We start from the raw sequence: 16,976 nt of genomic DNA on the forward strand, positions 1-16,976 counted from the left end.
GCCGCCCCCCGCCGCCGCGCCCCCCACGCCCGCCTCCGCCGCCCTTCCCACGCCCGCGCCCGCGCCCGCAGCGCCCGCAGCGCCCGCCCCGCCGCGCATCTGGTCGAAAGGGCGTTTTGCCTGGATCCACCCCGAGCCCGGAGCAAGCCGCGCCTGGATCGGATACCTCGCCCTCGGCAGCTCCGTGCCGCTCAAAGGCGGCAGCGTCGAGGCCGCGCGGATCCCAGGTTATGCCGGCTGCGACGCCTGGTACGCCGTCGAGCCGCGCGGCTACGTCTGCGCCGGCGCGACCGCGACGATCGACCCCAAAGACCCAGCGATCGTCATCCTGCGGCGCGACGCAGCCGACGTGAGCTCGCCCTGGCCCTACCAGTACGGCGAATCCATTGGCGCTCCGCGTTATGACCACATCCCCACGCGCGCCGAGCAACGCGAGGCGGAATGGGACCTCGAAAAACACGAGGCCAACGTCGAAAAAGCACGCGCCGCCGCAGGCGACCCCGCCGCGATCGCCGCCGTCGACAAGGCCCTCGTCGGCGTCGACCTCGCCCCCTCCGGCGAAGGCCCGCCCGAGCTCCTGCCCTTTGGCCCACTCGTCCGAGAAAACCGAAAGTTCGTCCAGCTCGGCTCGACGATCGCCTTCGTGCGCGCCTTCGAGTCCGGCGGCCGCACGTTCGTGCTGACGGCAGACCAGGCGATCATCCCGAAAGATCGCATCAAGCTCTACCCACGCTCGACGTTCCACGGCATCTCCCTCGGCGACGACGTGCAGCTCCCACTCGCCTTCTTCCGCCAGAAACCGCGCCCCAAATGGAAGCGCGGCGAAGACGGCAAGCTCGCGAAGACCGACGAGACGTTCCCGCGACTCGGCTGGATCGGGCTGACCGGCACGCGAATCAACGAGGACGGCAAGGCATTCGTCGAGACCAAGGAAGCCGGCATCTACGTCCTCGCCGAGGACGCGCAGATCGTCGAGGCCGTGACCGAGGCCCCCTGGCTCGCAGACAAGGACCCGACGAAGAGCAAATGGGTCGACGTGCGCGTCCTGAACGGCACCCTCGTCGCCTACGAAGGCCTGCGCCCGGTCTACGCGACGCTCATCTCCCCAGGCCGCGGCGGCGTCCCCTACCCAGGCATCGAACCACTGAAGACCGCCTCCACGCCCGTCGGCCTCTTCCGCGTCGACGGCAAGTTCCGCACGGCGACGATGGTGTCGAGCTCCGACGAGAACCTCGTACATTCCGAGGTGAACTGGGTCCTGAACTTCAGCGGCCCACACGCGCTGCACGGCGCCTACTGGCACGACGCCTGGGGCGAGCCAAAAAGCGGCGGCTGCGTGAACCTCGCGCCGATCGACGCCAAATGGGTCTTCGACTGGACCGACCCCAACGTCCCCGAAGGCTGGCACGGCATGCGCGCCGTAAAAGAGTTCGGCCAAAGCACGATCGTGCGGATCCGGCGGTAGCGTCGCGCCGGGGTTTCACCCCGGACCCCACGAGGGGCTGTCCGCCCCTCGACCCGGACCAGCGCAAGCGCTGGACTCGGGGTCGATGAACTGCGCGATGCGCAGTTCATCGAACAGACGGGTCAAGACCAGCGACGACCCTGCCAACCCAGACAGCAGCGCTGCTGGTTCAACCGGCGAGGCGGTACCACCAACGGCCTGGTGGAAGAACTGCGCGCAGCGCAGTTCTTCCACGAAAGGTCCAGGGCTGGCCCTGCAAAGAGGGGGGCGGACAGCTTTAAAAATTTCCCCCGCATCGACTGCGCTTCGCGCAGTCGATGCCCAGAGGTCCAGGGCTGGCCCTGGTCCGGGTCGAGGGGCGGACAGCCCCCGCGGGGCCCGGGGCAGAGCCCCGGCGGCAACGCCCTCAGCGCGGAATTTCGAGGAACGCCTTCGCGAGTTGCATCGCTCGCTCTGGGTCGACCATGTTCAGGTAGGCGATCTTCCCCTGCAGATACGCCTCGAAATGGGGGATGTTCTCGCGGTTTTGCGCGGCGAGCCCGGTCTTCTTCGCGGCGTGCAGGATTGCGCGGAGCTTGCGGACCTCCTCGCGTGGCATCCCGAGTTTGTCGTTCACGACGATGCCCGTGACCTCTTGCCGCCCGCCTGCGTGCTGCACCCGACCCTTCTTCGGGTTGATGGCGAAGCCCTCCTCTTGCACGATGTGCCGAACCCGCGCGAGCAGAATTCCGAGGTCACGCCGGCCCTTCTTCTGGCCGCCTTTGCCATCGTCCATGAGCTCGTTCGCCGCGGAGAACGTGAGATCGTCTGCGTATCGCGTGTACGTCCAGCCCATCTTGCGCGTCATGCCCGTCAGGCGCCGATCGAGCTTGCGCGCGACCAGGTTCGAGATCGCGGGGCTCGTGCATGCGCCTTGCGGCAAACCACGCTCGCCCACGGCCACCCAGTACGTCGTTCCGTCGTAGATGACCTTCCGGCGCGGCGACTCTGTGCAGAGCAGCGCGAAGATCGTGGCCACTGCCGGCGAGTATCCGACCGACTCGAAGAGCCCGCGCACGCGGCCGAACTTGATCGTCGGGAAGAAGTCCGAGAGATCGAGGTTCACCACGGTCCCGCGGCCGAGGTGCGCCCGTGCGTTCGTCACCGTCGAGCGACCCTTCACGAACCCGTGCGCCTCGCCCTCGACCGAGAGCTTCGCGAGCACGTTCTGGAGGATCCATTGCTGCGCCTTCGAGAGCGCCTCGTGTGGCGCCGAGAGCAACCGCGTCCCCCCCGAGCGCTTCGGCACCTCGAAGTACACGTAATGCGGCTTCTCGACGGCGTCGTTGTGGTAGCAGAGCCAGCGCAGGCGCGGGATCGGCAGACCGAGCGCCTTCGCGACCTCTGCGGGCGTCGACAGGAGCGGCAACCCCTGCTTTTGCAGCGCCTCGACGTTCGCGCGCCGATCGCCGAGGCTGCCGGATACGCCGCGCCCGAGGAAGATGATGTCCTCGGCGCGACGCTTGGCGACGGCTTCCGCGTGCTTCTTCTTGCGCTCGGCCGCGAGGCGCTTCTTCTCCGCCTTGCGCTCGGCCTTCTGGCGGCGCAGCTCCTCGATCGCCTCGTCGGCTTTCTTGCGAGCCACGACGGTCGCCATGCTCGCGGCCTCGTGGTGCTTCAGCCAGAGATCACCGACGCGGTGGATCTCCTCGATCTGCTGCTCCGTGAGCAGGCCTCGCAGGATGAGGCCCCGATCGATCAGCGCCGTGCGCTCGTCGCTCTGCGGCGGGATCGTGTCCACGCGCCCGATCCACGCCGTCTGGTACGGGTTGATCTTGAGCGCGCGTTTGCGCATCTCGTCCGCCGACAAACCGAGGATCCCCGACGTGTCGTACGGGTCCTTCGGCTTCGGTTTTTCCTTCTTCTTGGCAGGCGTCGCGGCCGCGGGCGCAGGGTTTGTCGTGGTGAACGTCGCGACCGCCGGGGCCTTTCCGCCCGCGCTGCTCGTCGTCGTCGCCTTCGACGGTGTGGACGACGTCGCGGCCGAGCCGGCCTGCGGTTTGTCGCCCTGCTCGTTTTTCCCGGGCTCACCCTCGCCGGGTTTGCCGGTGCCAATGAAGGACTTGACTTTGTCCCAGAAGCCCACGGCAACTCCCGCTAGATCGAGGTTGCGACACGCGTCGCCCGAGAGCTCGGGCGAGCGATCCTTGATGCACCGTTCGACGCGCCGTCCAGCCCTCCAAGGAAGCCCGTCCGCCCGACTACTCGCCTAGGACCACGTCCGATCACCGAGGCCCTAGGCCCCCTACCGGCATCCAGACCCAAGGGTCCGCTGAGTGGATGCTGGTAGGGGGCTTTAGGGCCAAAAGAACATCGGGCGCGGGGACGCATGGGGGAACGAACTCCGCCACGGCGGAACGCCGCAGCATGGTGGGCTCGGGCGGACGGACCTCCTTGCAAGGCTGGACGCGAGCGCGTCGAACGAGACGACAAGACCATTCCTACAACGACTTCCTACCAAGAAGCCAGGCCAGACAGAGGACGGATGCGCGCTCGGCGCGGAACCGATCCGCGACGCGCTTCACCTCCGCAAGCACGTCGGGCGGCAGCGCGAGCCGCTCCTCCACGGCGTCCGCCGGCACACGCGTGGCGAGCGAACGCGCGAGCGTGACGTCCGCGAGCGCGAGCGCCGTGGTCCACGATCGCTCCGCTTGGATCCGCGGCATTGCCACGTCCCACGCCTCCTCGAGCACCCGCGACACCGTCGTGTTCTTCCGGTTCGCGACCTTGCGGATGTCATCGAGGATCGCGCGCGGAATCGGGAAACTCTCGCCCGACGACCACTTCGACGCCTTCGGCGGCTCGGGCGCAGGCTCGGGCTTCGGCGCCTGCGGCAGAGCGCGGCTCGACAGCACCATCTTGAGCGCGAGCAAATGCCGGCAAGGCCCGGCCCGGAGGCCGCTCTTGTAGAAGTACGAGCACGAGCACTTCGCCTTCTTGATCGCGAGGTCCTCGTCGAAGATCGCCTCGCAGCCCGTGCCCTTCGCCTTGCCAACGACCGCGCGCCGGCCATCCGAAAGAAGCTCGTCGCGATCGATCGTCACGGCGTTGCTGCGCGCCATCGCGCGGCCCTCGACGAGCTCCGGATGCTCCGGCCCGATGAACGCCTCGCTGAGCACGGCAGGCATCACCTGCCGATAACGATACACGCGATCGGCGTGGTCGTAGATGAGCTGCCCGCGCTTCGCGAGCTGGTGCAGCGCGGGGACGAGGCTCTCCTCGGACGCGCCCGTCGCCGCGGCGATCGCCGGCAGCGTCGCGCGTTGCTCGTTCTGGAGGAACCGATCCGCCTGCAACATCGTGCGCGCATCCGGCTCCCACGCGCCCGCGAGCAGGTCGAGCCCCGAGCCGCTCGTCCAGTCGTTGGTGGTCCAACCGCTGAGCGCGAGCACGAGCCGCATGTCGCCCATGTGCGCGATCCAGATGCTCGGCAAACCCGAGCCGAGCAGCCGCACCTCGACGCGCTCCGTGAGCGGCAGGACGCGCGCGAGCGCGAAGAGCCGCCGCCGGCCCCAGATCTTCACCTCTTCGGTGATCTCGCGGCCCGCGGGCGCCGAACGATACGGGCCGAGCTTCCCGCCCGCGCCGTTCCCACCGATCTCGAGCCCGCCGTCGTAGACCGGCCCACGCGATTGGATCTCGATCCCCCACGGATCGAGGATGATCTTCGGCGGCTTGCCCGGCGTGAGCACGAACCGGATGCTGCGCGGCCCGCTCTTCTCGCGGTGGCGCTTCAGGTGCGCGAGGATCGCGTACACGACCTCGACGGGCAGATCCACGCGGCGGCTCGGCAGGCACGTCGAGGCCTGGATCTGGCCGAATCCGCGCAGCCACGACGGCGGCAGATCGATCTTCTCCTCGCGATAGTCCGCCATGCCCTCGACCTTCACGTCGAAGCCGGCCGGATCCACGGAGAGCCGCGTCTTCCTGTAGCTGCGCAGCGTCTGGAAATGCTCGTAGAGCGCGATCGAGTAATCGACGTTCGTCGTGCCGAGCCCCGCCTCCTGCGAGCCCACGAACGAGTCGCGGTCCACGGACAAACAGCCGTAGCTCGACTCGTCCTTGGAGAAGCACTCGAAGAAGACCACGTCGGGCGCGACGGTCACGACCGGATCACAAGGCACGAGGTGGCGGAAGAGCTCGGGATCGTTCCGCGCGAGCTCATTCGCCCACTTGACGCGCGCGTCCCAGTAGAGGCGATGCATCTTGCGGAAATCGCGATCGAGGTTCGGCGGAATCGGCTCCTTCGCGAGCCGCGCCATCTCGGTGCGCTTCGCTTGATCGAAGAGCTGCGCCTTGATCTGGGCCTCGCGCTCCTCCTCGGCCTTCTTCCACGCCTGGTACGCGGTCTTGTCCTTCTTCCGGAACTTGAGGTCGCCGACGACCACGTCGTGCAGCGCGCTCATGGCCTCGCGGAAGCGGATCGCGTCCTTGAGCTCGGCGTCGAAGAAGGTCTTCGGCCGCGCGAGGTTCGGGGAAAAACGCACGAGCAGGCTTTGCGCCGCCCCGAGCACACCGCTCTTGCCCAGATATCGGAGATCGACGTTCACGCCCTCTCCTCCTGGAAGAGCGAAAGCTCCGGCAACTTGCGCCCGATCGCGCTGCGGAGCGCGGGGGCCTCGAAAGCCGCGCGCGAGACGGCCGCGAGCGCCGCGCGCCGCTCCGGGGGCCGCACGCTGCGCAACGCATACCCGAGGAGCCCCACGAGCGGCTCCGCCTCGCCTGGCTGCGCCACGATGCGCGCCGCGATCTGCGAGAGCGCCGTGCGCTTCTGCTTCGAACCGCGGTGCACGGCGAGGATCGTCGTCGCCCAGATCCGCTCGAGCGTCGCCGGGCCGAGCGCCTTCTCGCGCTGCACGAGGTGCGCGAGCAAGAACGCGCGCACGTCGTCGTACGGGCTCTCGGAGAGCGCCGACCAGAGCGCCGGATCGTCCTTGAAGCGCACATCGCGCTCGAAGAGCTGGAGGGCCTCGCGGCGCACGTCCTCGTACCGCGCGTCCACGAGATCCCGGACGTGCGTCATGCGCGCATCCTTGGAGGTCGAAAGGATCGACACGACCCACTTCCCCGCGGCCTCCCGCACCCGCGGCGCGCGCGCCTGCGCGAGGCGCAAGATCGCCTCGATCGTCTTCACCCCGGCCGTCTTCTTCGTCATGGCCCAGTCGAGACCGAGCTCGGCGACGGGCGCGACGGGCGAGCACGCGAGGTCCACGCACTGATCGAGCGTGATCCGCGCGGGCGCGACGTGCTTCTTGATGGCCTCGCAGAGGAAGCCGAGCGCCGTGGGGTTATCGATCTGGAGCAGCTCCAGCCACTCGGCCACGGTGAGGCTCGAAATGCCCTCGGCCGTGCGCAGGAGATCGGCCGCGAAGATCTGCACTTCCTCGTGCGGGCTCGCGATGAGCGGGCGCAGGCGCGCCATCGTGAGCGTGCCGAGCTCGCGCGTGTACCCCGCCTTGAGGATCTCCACCGCGAACACGCGCACCGTGCGGCTCTTCGCGGTCGTCACGAGCGCGAGCACGTCCTCGAAGCAGCCCTTCCACGCCTCGGGCCAGAGCGGCGCGGGCTCGAGCTCCGCGAGCGATCGTCCCTTCGCCACGCGGATGCCGTCCGCGTGCCGATCGAGCACGGCCGAGCCGTGGTACAGCACGTGGAGCAAGCTCCACGCGTCGAGCAAGCGCTCGGGTTTGTCCAGGTGATCGTCGCGGTAGAGCACGAGCGCCTTGCGGATCGCTTTGCCGTACTGGGCCGGATCCTTGCGCCCGACGTCGCGGAAGTAGCGCAGCACGCGGCGGCGCAGGTAGTTGCGCGTGGCCTTCGAAAAGTGCGGCGCCGTATCGTCGCGGCCCCAGAAGCGGGTCGGGTGTTTGCCCGTGCCCACGAGGACGCGCACCTTCTGCGACTGCCGGCTCGACCAGTCGTAGCGCGACTTCTCCACGAGCTTGCGCTCCACGAGCCTGTCGAAGGCGACCATGAAGTGGCCGACGAGCTCCTCGTCGCGCGCCTTCTCGGCGAGCTTGAAGAGGCCCTTCACGAGCGGCCGGTGGTGCGGCCTGTCGCAGCCATCGCCGATGTACGCGAGCAGCGTGCGGCGCGCGAAGGGACGGCTGTCCTTGAGCCACCGATCGGCGAGGGATTTGAGCTTCTTGCCGGCCGTGAGCGAGAGGACCTCGTCGACGTAACGATCGTCGCCCGCCTCCCAGTATTCATCGAGGAGGAGGTTCGATCCGGCCCGCGTTCGCGCGTTCGCCATGCGAAGGCCGAGACGATAGGCAAATCGGGCGCGCGAGGTCAAGGGGCACCGCCTTTGCGCCTCCACGCCCCCGCCGCCCCCCGGACCCTTTCCACCCCCGCTTCCAATCTTCCACCCCGAGCGGTTCGTCCACATCCGCGTTGAGCGCGCACGGCCGATCCTTTACGGTGTCTCCATGAGAGCGCTTCGATTCTCGCCTTGTACCCTCGCCATTCCCCTCGTCTCGCTCCTCGCCGCGACCGGATGCGGCGGCGGCGATACGGACCTCTTCAACAACCCCACGTCGAGCTCCAGCGGCACGTCCGTGGGCGGCGCCGGCGGCGACGGCGGCGCGAGCGCCGGCGGAATGGGTGGTACGGGCGGTGACGGTGGCGGAATGGGCGGCGCGGGCGGCGGCGCCGGCGGAATGGGCGGCGCCGGCGCGGGCGGCTCTGGCGCGGGCGGCTCTGGCGGCAACGGGGCGGCGTGTGCGCCCGAGGGGCCGTTCGACGGCGCGCCCGTGGAGGCGGAGGCCGGGAAATGGACGTGGGTGCCCGTCCCCGAGGCGAAATGCCGGAGCGGCAGCTCCACCGGCTTCGGCGTCCGCATCAACCCGGAATCGACGAAGCTCGTCATTTTCTTCGAGGGCGGCGGCGCGTGCTTCAACGGCACGACGTGCAACCTGAACCCGAGCTCCTATGGCCAGAACAACTTCGACAACTGGAAGAACGGTGGCGGGACCAACGGCATCTTCAGCACGTCGAACGCCGCGAACTCCGTGAAGGACTGGAGCTTCGTCTACGTCCCGTATTGCACGGGCGACGTGCACGCCGGCAATGCCCCGGACTCCGACGTGCCGGGCAACCTCTCCCCGAAGAGCCAGCAGTTCGTCGGGTACGCGAACATCGGCCATTACCTGAAGCGCATCATCCCCACGTTCAAGAACGCGACCGAGGTCCTGCTCACCGGCGTGAGCGCGGGCGGGTTCGGCGCGTTCTACAATTACGACCGCGTGGCGCAGGCGTTCTGCCCCACGCCCGTCGCCCTGATCGACGATTCCGGCCCCCCGATGAGCGACACGTACATGTCGCCCTGCCTCCAGCAGCGCTGGCGCGAGCTCTACAACTTCGAGGCCACGCTGCCCGCCGACTGCGTCGAATGCTCGCTCCCGAACGGCGGCGGCCTCGCCAATGCCTGGAAGCTCCTCGGGCAGAAATACCCCGACGCCTCGCTCGGGCTCATCTCGTCGGACAAGGACAACACGATCTCGCAGTTTTACGGCTACGGGAAGAACAACTGTCAGAACATCGACGGCCTCTTCCCGACGTCGCTCACCGGCGCCGAATACACGGCGGGGCTCGAAGAGATCCGCGAAAGCTTCCTCAAGCAATCGCCCGCGTGGAGCACCTATTTCGTGAGCGCCACGACCCACACCTACCTCGGCGGCAATGGTTATTACAACACGACCGTCGACGGTACGGCCATGAGCGGCTGGGTGAAGGGCATCGTCGACGGCGCGCCCGCCACCCACATCTCGCCGTAACGAAACGACAGGCGGAAAAGCTTTCCGCTCTTACCGAATTTTCCGGGTGCCTGGGCCGGCGCCCTGGACTATGTTCCGCGGCATGAACAGCTCGCGCACCCATTTCCGCCGTGTCGCGGTCTACTGCGGTTCGACCGGCGGCGTCGGGACCCATTACCTCGACGCCGCCCGCGCGGCCGGCGGCTTCCTCGCCGAGCGCGGCATCGAGCTCGTGTACGGCGGCGGCCGCGTCGGCATGATGGGCGCCGTCGCGGAGGGGGCGCTCATGAAGGGCGGCAGGGTCTACGGCGTGATCCCCGAGAAGCTCAAGGCCCGCGAGCTCGCACACGAGGGCCTCACGGAGCTCTTCGTCGTCGACAGCATGCACGCCCGCAAGACCCTGATGGCCTCCATGGCCGACGCCTTCATCGCCCTCCCCGGCGGCTGGGGCACGCTGGAAGAGGTCTTCGAGGTCGTCACCTGGTCGCAGCTCAACTACCACAAGAAGCCGGTCGGCCTGCTCAATGTGCGCGGCTACTACGACCACATCGTCGCGTTCCTCGATCACGCGATGACCGAGGGCTTCATCCGCCCCATTCACCGCCCGCTCTGCGCGTCGGCCGATACGATGGACGCGCTGCTCGACCGCCTCTCGAAGCTCCAGGTCCCCGATATCGGTCGGTGGATCGACAAACCTTGAACCACGCCCGCCCGCTCCCCACACCTCCGCCCCGATGACCGACGAACGAAAGATCCCGGAAGGACGCCTGGGAAGGCTCGCGCGGCTCGCCGCGGTCGGGGCGCGCACGGGCGCGAGCCTGATCCGCGGGACGTCGGCCGCCGACACCGCCGCAAACAAGGCGGCGGAGATGCTCGGCACGCTCCGCGGACTCGCCGCCAAGGCCGGCCAGATGGCGAGTTATGTGGACGGCATGGTCCCCGAGGCGCAACGCGAGGCCTACGAGACCGCCATGCGCAAGCTCCGCACGGCCGCGCCGACCTCGTCCCCCGCGGCGATACGCGCGCGCGTCGAGGAGGATCTCGGCGCGCCGATCGACAAACTCTTCGTCGAATGGGACGAGCAGCCGTTCGCGAGCGCCTCGATTGGCCAGGTCCACCGCGCGCGGCTCGACGACGGGCGCGAGGTCGCCGTGAAGGTGCAGCACCCCGGCATCGAGAAGGCCGTGGAGAGCGACCTCGAGAATGCCGACGCCCTCGGCGGCATGGTCGCCGTGCTCGGGCCGAAGCGCCTGGATCCGAAGGCCGTCCTCGCCGAGCTCCGGACGCGCTTCACGGAGGAGCTCGATTACGAGCTCGAAGCCGAGCGGCAGCGGGCATTCTCGGCGATGCACCGGGGCGACCCGGCGATCCGCATTCCCGAGGTCGTCGCCGCGCGTTCGGGCAAGCGCGTGCTCACGAGCGAGCTCGTGCGCGGAAAAACCCTGGAAGAGGCCTGCGAAGCGGACGTAGTCATCCGGGAGCGTTATGCCGACACGCTCTGGCGCTTCGTCTTCAAAGGCAACCTCGTCGGCGGCATGTTCAACGCCGACCCGCACCCTGGCAATTACCTGTTCCAGGACGACGGCTCGATCATCTTCCTCGATTTCGGCTGCGTGCAGCCCATCGTGGGCGAGCGCCTGACGCTCGCGCGAGACCTCCACCTCGCGGCGCTCCGCAGGGACGAGAGCGCGTTCGGCGAGATCGCCACGAAGATCCTCCTCACGGAGGGCGGGATCTACGAGCGCATGGCGGTCGCGTATTCGCGCCGCTGCTTCGAGCCGATCTTCGGCTCGCCGTTCCGGATCACGCGGGCCTACGCGGCGAGCCTGGTCGACGGCATCCGCGAGATGAAGAACGAGGTCCTGTTCAAGAAGGACGGCAATTTCGTACAGCTCCCGCCCGGCATGCTCTTCATGAACCGGCTGCAGTTCGGCTTCTATTCGGTCCTCGCGCGCCTCGACGTGACGCTCGATTACGCCGCCGTGGAAGAGGCGTTCCTGCGAGACGCCGGCCTCGTCTGACGTTCTCCCTCGATTTCGTCCGTACAAGCGAAACCGCCCGCGCGTTTTTCAGGCGCACGCGGCACCGTGAGAGGCTCCGTACAAGAACGGATCGCGGCGTCGGAGGCTTGCGCGCGTCTTGACGAACCTGATAGAAAGTACTTTATGCGCGCTCCCAGGCTTTCCTACGCGGGTCTCGTGGCACTGGCGTTCGGCGTATCCTGCGGCCTCGATTCGTACGGATCGATCCCCATGGCGGAAGGGAGCGACGGGGCCGCGGCCGGAAGCACGGGCGGCGCCGATGGGGCGGGCGGCGCAAGCAGCAGCGGCGCGGCCGGAAACGGCCCCACCGTGGGAGCCGGGGGAGCCGGCACCGGGGGAACGGACGGCGTGGGCGGCGCGGGTGGTTCGGGAGGCTCCGTCGGCATGGGCGGCGCCACGGGCGCGGGCGGGAGCGGCGGCATGCCCGAACCCCCGTTCTGCGATCCGACGGACGCCTCGCTCCTCGCCTGCTTCCGCTTCGAGGGGGACGCGAAGGACGAGTCCGGAAAAACCAATACCGTCACCCCGACCAACGTGACCTTCAAGGCCGGCGTCGACGGTCAAGCGGCGGATCTGAAGGCAGGTAGCCAGGTCTTCATCGACGACGCGCCGCACTGGGACGTGACCGAATACACCGTGGAGCTCTGGTACTACCAGCGAAGTCATCCAGGCACTCGCATGGGGCTCTTCGACAGCGACGGGCGCTACGGCTTTTTCATTTATGGGCAAGGAGATCTCCAGTGTACGCGTGGAGGCGCCATCGCCAACATGCAGAACATGCCGCTCGATACCTGGACCCACGCGGCCTGCGTGTTCGGCGGCGGGAAGCTGCGGCTGTACGTGAATGGCACGCAGGTCGAGGAGGTCGACGCCATGGCGCCGGTGGCTGGCAGCGGCTCGAACGCGGTCGGCTCGAACGCGCCGGACAACGACTCGCTGGACGGGCGCCTCGACAACGTCCGGATCTGGAACGTCGCCCGGTCCGCCGCCGACATCTGCAAGGCCGCCGGGCAGCAGGGCTGCTAGTCTCGTCCTCGGGCGGCGGGCTCGTCCACAGCCTCCTTGCCGCCCCCCCTGCGACGGCCCCATACTCCGCCGAGGTCCGTGATGCCCAGGCTCCCCGTTCCTTTCCTCGCGCTCGCCCTCCTCGCACCGGCCTCCTGCGGCTACGAGGAACCGGACATGCCCTCCCAGGAGGCGCTCTACGACGAGCCGTGGAGGCCGAACGACTTCTTCTTGCAGGGCTCGGGCGGGCACGTCGTCCACGCGACGATCGGCGAGGGGACGGCGATCGGGCCGGTCGTGAACGTCGGCCTCTACGCCGAGGACGACGCGAAGGCGCTGCGCGGCCTCGTGCTCGGCAAGACGCTGAGCGCCTCCGTCCGCGGCGCCGAGGTGGAGGGGCTCTGGGGCGCCGAGCCCCTGCGGCTCCGCATGACGCGCATGGAGAAGCGCCTGCACGTCGAGGGGCTGCTTCGCGGCCGCATCACCGATCTCTGGATCGGGCCCGAGGCCATCACGGGGACCGTCGGCCTCTGCGGATTCGATCTCGCGCGGCGCGGGCACATTTACGAAGGGTCGCTACGTTGTGGGGGTTCGATGGAGCTCGTGAGCGTCCGGGTCCCCGAGACGTTCGCCACATGGGGCGAGACCGCCTCGGCCGCGATGGTGGCCATGCTCCTGACAGGCTGAGCGCACGCCAATTCTTCGTATTCGACGCCTGGGGTAGCTCCCTCGCCCGAATTCTTTTGTGCGCCCCCCTTTCGGAGGCGCGAAAGATGCTTACGTTCCGCAATCCCGGCGAGCATCACCCTCCGCCGCGTCTTCACGCCGGGCTGGACGCGGGTCTGGAGACCACATTGAACAAACTGAGGATCGCGGGACCCGCGAAGGAGCCCGCACGCAAGCGTCATCCACGCACGCGCAAGGGCCCCACGCCCCCGGCGCCTCGCGCTGTAGCTCCGATCCAGGACGCGACCGATCTCTACCTCCGTGGGCTCGAAGCGAGCCAGCCGCTCACGCGCGAAGCCGAGGCCGAGCTCGGGCGTCGTATCGTGGACGCCGAGCGCGACGCGCTCTCCGCGCTCGTCCGCTCGCCGGCGATCGTGCACGCGCTCGCCGCGATCGCGGAGGAAATCAGGTCTGGCCAGACGAACCCGCGGGATCTCCTCCTCAATGGAGAGGCCCCGGACGCGGCGGACGTCGCGAGCCGCCTCGTCGAGGCGCTCGAACGAACGCGCGCGCTCGCCGAAGGGCCGGGCGACGACGCGCTGCCCGCGGATCTGGCGGATGCATTCGACGTGCTCCGGGTCGACCCGACGCTCGTCGAGCGGCTCGATCAGGCGCTCGCGGCGCGCGCGAAGGCGACCTCCGACGAGGAGCAGGCGCGTATCGAGGAGGCGCGGGATCGCTCCGCGAAGGCGCGGGCGCGCGCGGCGCACGAGAAGAGCGAGCTCGTCCGGGCGAACCTGCGCCTCGTGGTCGCGACGGCGCGCCATTACGGAAACCGAGGCGTCCCCTTGCTCGACCTCGTGCAGGAGGGCAACCTCGGCCTCATCCGCGCCGCCGACAAGTTCGATTATTCGCGCGGCTATCGGTTCGGCACCTATGCGGCGTGGTGGATCCGGCAATCGATCGAGCGGGCCTTGCTCTACCAGGGCAAGGACGTGCGCATGCCGGTGCACCTCACGGCGAGCCGGCGCCGGGTCCTCGGCGCGGAGCGGGCGCTCTCGCAGAAGAACGCACGAGTGCCCTCGCAGGAGGAGATCGCGGAGAGCTCGGGCGTGCCGCTCGACAAGGTCCAGGCGGTCCGTGCGCTCTCGCTCAGCCCGGTCAGCCTCGACGCGCCCATGGGCGAGGAGGGCGATTTCCGCTTCGGCGACACCCTGGCGAGCGAGACGGACGCGCCCGACGAGGCGCTCGTGCGGAGCCGCATGCGCGAGGCCGCGAGCGCGATGCTGGAGACGCTCACGCCGCGTGAGCGTGAGGTCCTGAAGCTCCGGTATGGGCTGACGGGCGAGGACGATCATACCCTGGAGCAGATCGGACGCTCGTTTTCGCTGAGCCGCGAGCGGATCCGGCAGATTGAATCGAAGGCGCTGGAAAAACTCCGCACCTGGTCCGAGGAGCGGGGGCTCGGCTCTTATCTCGAAGGCTTGCGCTGAGGGCCTTGCTCGTCCATCGATGGCGGGATCCATCGATGGACGCTGGCCCCGGCGGATACGCCCGACGCTCGCTTCCTTTTGCACCCATGGATGATCGGCGCTCCTCCGGCGAGCGTCGCCGAGCCGCCCCCGCGCGCTCGAGCGTCAGCGCTTCGACCGCAGATTGACGCCGAAGCTGATGAGCTTGCGGAACGAGCCCGGCAGCGCGCGCTTGACCCTCCAGAGCCACCGCGCGTCGGCCATCGGCAACGCATAAAGCTCGTCGCGCTCCACGGCCGTGAGCGCCGCGAGGACCACCTCCTCGACCGGGCGACCGCTCGCCATGAGTTTGTCCGCCATGCTGCGCGTCTCCTGATCCGCGAAGCGCCCCGAATTCACGATGTCCGTCTTGAAAAACGTCGGACAGAGGACGGTCACGCCCACGCCCGTGCCGTCGAGCTCCACGGCGAGGGTCTCGGAAATCGCGATGACGCCCGCCTTCGCCGCGTTGTAGGCCGCCATGCGCGGCGCGCACAAGAGGCCGGCGGCGGAGGCGACATTGAGGATGTGGCCGGACCCTTGCTTTTTCATGCGCGGGACGAAGACGTGGCAGCCGTGGATCACGCCGAAGAGATCGACCTCGATCGTCCAGCGCCAATCCGCGAGCGAGAGGTCCCCGACGAGCCCGCCGCTGCTGACACCGGCGTTGTTGACCAGGAGGTCGATGGGGCCCTCGCACGTGCTCGCGAGCGCCTCCACCTCCTCGACCTTCGTCACGTCGCAGCCGAACGCCGTGGCCGACGCGGCGCCGCGGGCGCGGGCGAGGCGGGCCGTCTCCTCCGCCGCGCCGGCGTTGATGTCGGAGAGCACGAGCCGCCTTCCGCGCGCCGCGAGCTCGAGCGCGAGCGCGCGGCCGAAGCCGCCCCCTGCCCCGGTGATGACGCTGCATCCCGATGATCGAAGTCCCATGAAGTTCTCCTCGTCTCGTGATCTCGTGGCCGCATGAAAGCCCGACGCGCGCCGCTCCGTCAATGGCGCTCACGCCATCGGGACCACCTCGTAGGGCGCGGGGTCGAAGCGCCGCGTCTTCAGGCGATACTCGAACGTGAATCCGGGCCAGAGCGTCGTGTTCTTGCCGCTCCGGGTCTGATACCAGCTCACGCACCCGGTCGACCAGACGGTGCGGGGAAACCGCGCCTGGAGCTTCCGGTTCTCCTCGGCCTGCGCCTCCGGCCGCACGTCGACGAACTTCCAACGCCGCGCCCGCATCGCCTCGATGCAGCTCATGACGTAGGCGGCCTGCGACTCGATCATGAACACCATCGAGCTGTGGCCGAGGCCGACGTTCGGCCCGACGATCAGGAAGAAATTGGGAAACCCCGCGATCGTCGTCCCGAGATACGCCTCGGGCCCGTCGCGCCACGCGTCGTTCAAATCGCGCCCGGCGCGCCCGCGAATCTCGAACGGCGCGACGGCCTCCGCCGCCTGGAACCCGGTCGCGAGGATGAGCGTATCGACCACGCGCCGCGCCCCATCGCTCGTCCGCACGCCATCGACCTCGATCGCCTCGATGGAATCGGTGACGAGCTCGACGTTCGGCCGGAGCAGCGCCGGGTAATAATCGTTCGAGAGCAGGACCCGCTTGCAGCCCATCGTGTACCGTGGCGTGAGTTTCTCCCGCAAAACCGGATCCGGCACGCTTTTCTCGAGGTATGCCCGCGCCAGCCGCTCCGCGAGCTTCATGATGCGCGGCTCGGCGACGAACCCGAGCGCGAAGAGCTCGTGCTGCCAGTATTGACGGAGGCGGGCGAGCCGCTGGAGGAGCGGCACGCGGGCGAACCATTCGCGCTCGCCGGGCGTGATCGGCCGGTCGTATTTCGGCAGGATCCACGGCGGCGTGCGCTGGAAGAGGTGGAGACGCCGGACCTTCGGCGCGATGGCCGGCACGATCTGGATCGCGCTCGCCCCGGTGCCGATGACCGCCACCGCCTTGCCTTCGAGATCCGCGTGTTCGTCCCAGCGCGCCGAATGAAAGGTTTTCCCGCCGAACGCGCCGAGGCCGGGGATGTCGGGGAGCGCGGGGCGGCTCAGGCCGCCGCAGGCCGAGACGACCACGCGCGTCGTCGTCGTGCAGCCGTCGCTCGTCTCGACCCGCCAGGTCCCGGCGCGCTCGTCGAACGTGGCCCTTCGGACCTCGGTGTTCAGGCGGATGTGGGGGAGCAAGCCGTATTTCCGCGCGCAGGATTCGAGGTAGGAGAGGATCTCGGCCTGCGGCGCGAACATGCGCGTCCAGCGTGGGTTCGGCTCGAACGAGAACGAGTAGAGGTGCGATTCGACGTCGCACGCCGCGCCGGGGTAATGGTTGTCGCGCCAGGTCCCGCCGACGCGCCCCGCCTGCTCGAAGAGAACGAAATCGTGCATGCCGGCCTGCTTCAGCCGGATCGCCATGGCCAGGCCCGCGAAGCCGCTACCGATGATGACGATGGGGGTGACCGAGTCCGAAACGCGCGCGTACGGCATGGCTTGTTGACTC

The 16,976-nt window shown here is 68.7% G+C and carries 12 protein-coding genes; 7 read left to right on the plus strand and 5 right to left on the minus strand.

Annotation, left to right across the window (positions count from 1 at the left end; all coding sequences use genetic code 11):
- On the plus strand, window positions 1-1,465 hold a 1,465-nt coding region (locus QHF85_RS42210; protein WP_281333127.1), incomplete at its 5' end, for a L,D-transpeptidase.
- 406 nt (window positions 1,466-1,871) lie between these two features.
- Here QHF85_RS42210 and QHF85_RS42215 read toward each other — a convergent pair.
- The 3 genes from QHF85_RS42215 to QHF85_RS42225 form a co-directional block, all read right to left on the minus strand.
- On the minus strand, window positions 1,872-3,590 hold the full coding sequence (locus QHF85_RS42215; RefSeq protein WP_281333128.1) for a reverse transcriptase domain-containing protein: 1,719 nt from the start codon (window positions 3,588-3,590) through the stop codon (window positions 1,872-1,874).
- Between the two features lie 355 nt (window positions 3,591-3,945).
- Entirely contained in the window at window positions 3,946-6,054 is a 2,109-nt protein-coding gene (locus QHF85_RS42220) for an SWIM zinc finger family protein (protein WP_281333129.1), read from the minus strand.
- Window positions 6,051-7,757, minus strand: coding sequence for a hypothetical protein (locus QHF85_RS42225; RefSeq protein WP_281333130.1), 1,707 nt, complete (start codon window positions 7,755-7,757; stop codon window positions 6,051-6,053). The genes QHF85_RS42220 and QHF85_RS42225 overlap by 4 nt, the downstream gene beginning before the upstream one ends.
- A 175-nt stretch (window positions 7,758-7,932) precedes the next feature.
- On the opposite strand from QHF85_RS42225, the gene QHF85_RS42230 reads away from it, so the two are divergent.
- From QHF85_RS42230 to QHF85_RS42255, 6 genes are all read left to right on the plus strand, one after another.
- The gene (locus tag QHF85_RS42230; RefSeq protein ID WP_281333131.1) at window positions 7,933-9,279 is read left to right on the plus strand and encodes a pectin acetylesterase-family hydrolase; all 1,347 of its coding nucleotides are present in this window, start codon (window positions 7,933-7,935) and stop codon (window positions 9,277-9,279) included.
- Window positions 9,280-9,361: 82 nt separating this feature from the next.
- Window positions 9,362-9,958, plus strand: coding sequence for a TIGR00730 family Rossman fold protein (locus tag QHF85_RS42235; protein ID WP_281333132.1), 597 nt, complete (start codon window positions 9,362-9,364; stop codon window positions 9,956-9,958).
- A gap of 34 nt (window positions 9,959-9,992) precedes the next feature.
- Window positions 9,993-11,279, plus strand: a complete 1,287-nt coding sequence (locus tag QHF85_RS42240; protein WP_281333133.1) for an AarF/ABC1/UbiB kinase family protein — start codon at window positions 9,993-9,995, stop codon at window positions 11,277-11,279.
- A 231-nt stretch (window positions 11,280-11,510) separates the two neighbouring features.
- Window positions 11,511-12,326: a LamG domain-containing protein gene (locus tag QHF85_RS42245; protein WP_281333134.1), complete on the plus strand. Its 816-nt coding sequence runs from the start codon at window positions 11,511-11,513 to the stop codon at window positions 12,324-12,326.
- Window positions 12,327-12,407: 81 nt separating this feature from the next.
- A complete protein-coding gene (locus tag QHF85_RS42250) occupies window positions 12,408-12,992 on the plus strand; it encodes a hypothetical protein (RefSeq protein ID WP_281333135.1) in 585 nt (194 codons plus the stop codon).
- 167 nt (window positions 12,993-13,159) lie between these two features.
- Window positions 13,160-14,464 carry a sigma-70 family RNA polymerase sigma factor gene (locus QHF85_RS42255; RefSeq protein ID WP_281333136.1) on the plus strand — a complete coding sequence of 435 codons (1,305 nt, stop codon included), beginning with the start codon at window positions 13,160-13,162 and terminating at the stop codon, window positions 14,462-14,464.
- Between the two features lie 144 nt (window positions 14,465-14,608).
- Here the strand turns inward: QHF85_RS42255 and QHF85_RS42260 are convergent, their stop codons facing one another.
- Together QHF85_RS42260 and QHF85_RS42265 are read right to left on the minus strand one after the other, a co-directional pair.
- Window positions 14,609-15,412, minus strand: coding sequence for an SDR family NAD(P)-dependent oxidoreductase (locus QHF85_RS42260; RefSeq protein WP_281333137.1), 804 nt, complete (start codon window positions 15,410-15,412; stop codon window positions 14,609-14,611).
- Window positions 15,413-15,481: 69 nt separating this feature from the next.
- The gene (locus tag QHF85_RS42265) at window positions 15,482-16,963 is read right to left on the minus strand and encodes an NAD(P)/FAD-dependent oxidoreductase (protein ID WP_281333138.1); all 1,482 of its coding nucleotides are present in this window, start codon (window positions 16,961-16,963) and stop codon (window positions 15,482-15,484) included.
- Window positions 16,964-16,976: the final 13 nt, after the last annotated feature.

Origin of the sequence: Polyangium sp. 6x1 (assembly GCF_029946515.1) — a bacterium.
Taxonomy (GTDB): domain Bacteria; phylum Myxococcota_A; class Polyangia; order Polyangiales; family Polyangiaceae; genus Polyangium.

Coding starts and splice junctions, on each gene's coding strand:
- QHF85_RS42235 (WP_281333132.1), top strand. CDS start 9,362: ATGAACAGCTCGCGCACCCATTTCCGCCGTGTCGCGGTCTACTGCGGT.
- QHF85_RS42260 (WP_281333137.1), bottom strand. CDS start 15,412: ATGGGACTTCGATCATCGGGATGCAGCGTCATCACCGGGGCAGGGGGC.
- QHF85_RS42265 (WP_281333138.1), bottom strand. CDS start 16,963: ATGCCGTACGCGCGCGTTTCGGACTCGGTCACCCCCATCGTCATCATC.
- QHF85_RS42230 (WP_281333131.1), top strand. CDS start 7,933: ATGAGAGCGCTTCGATTCTCGCCTTGTACCCTCGCCATTCCCCTCGTC.
- QHF85_RS42240 (WP_281333133.1), top strand. CDS start 9,993: ATGACCGACGAACGAAAGATCCCGGAAGGACGCCTGGGAAGGCTCGCG.
- QHF85_RS42225 (WP_281333130.1), bottom strand. CDS start 7,757: ATGGCGAACGCGCGAACGCGGGCCGGATCGAACCTCCTCCTCGATGAA.
- QHF85_RS42250 (WP_281333135.1), top strand. CDS start 12,408: ATGCCCAGGCTCCCCGTTCCTTTCCTCGCGCTCGCCCTCCTCGCACCG.
- QHF85_RS42245 (WP_281333134.1), top strand. CDS start 11,511: ATGGCGGAAGGGAGCGACGGGGCCGCGGCCGGAAGCACGGGCGGCGCC.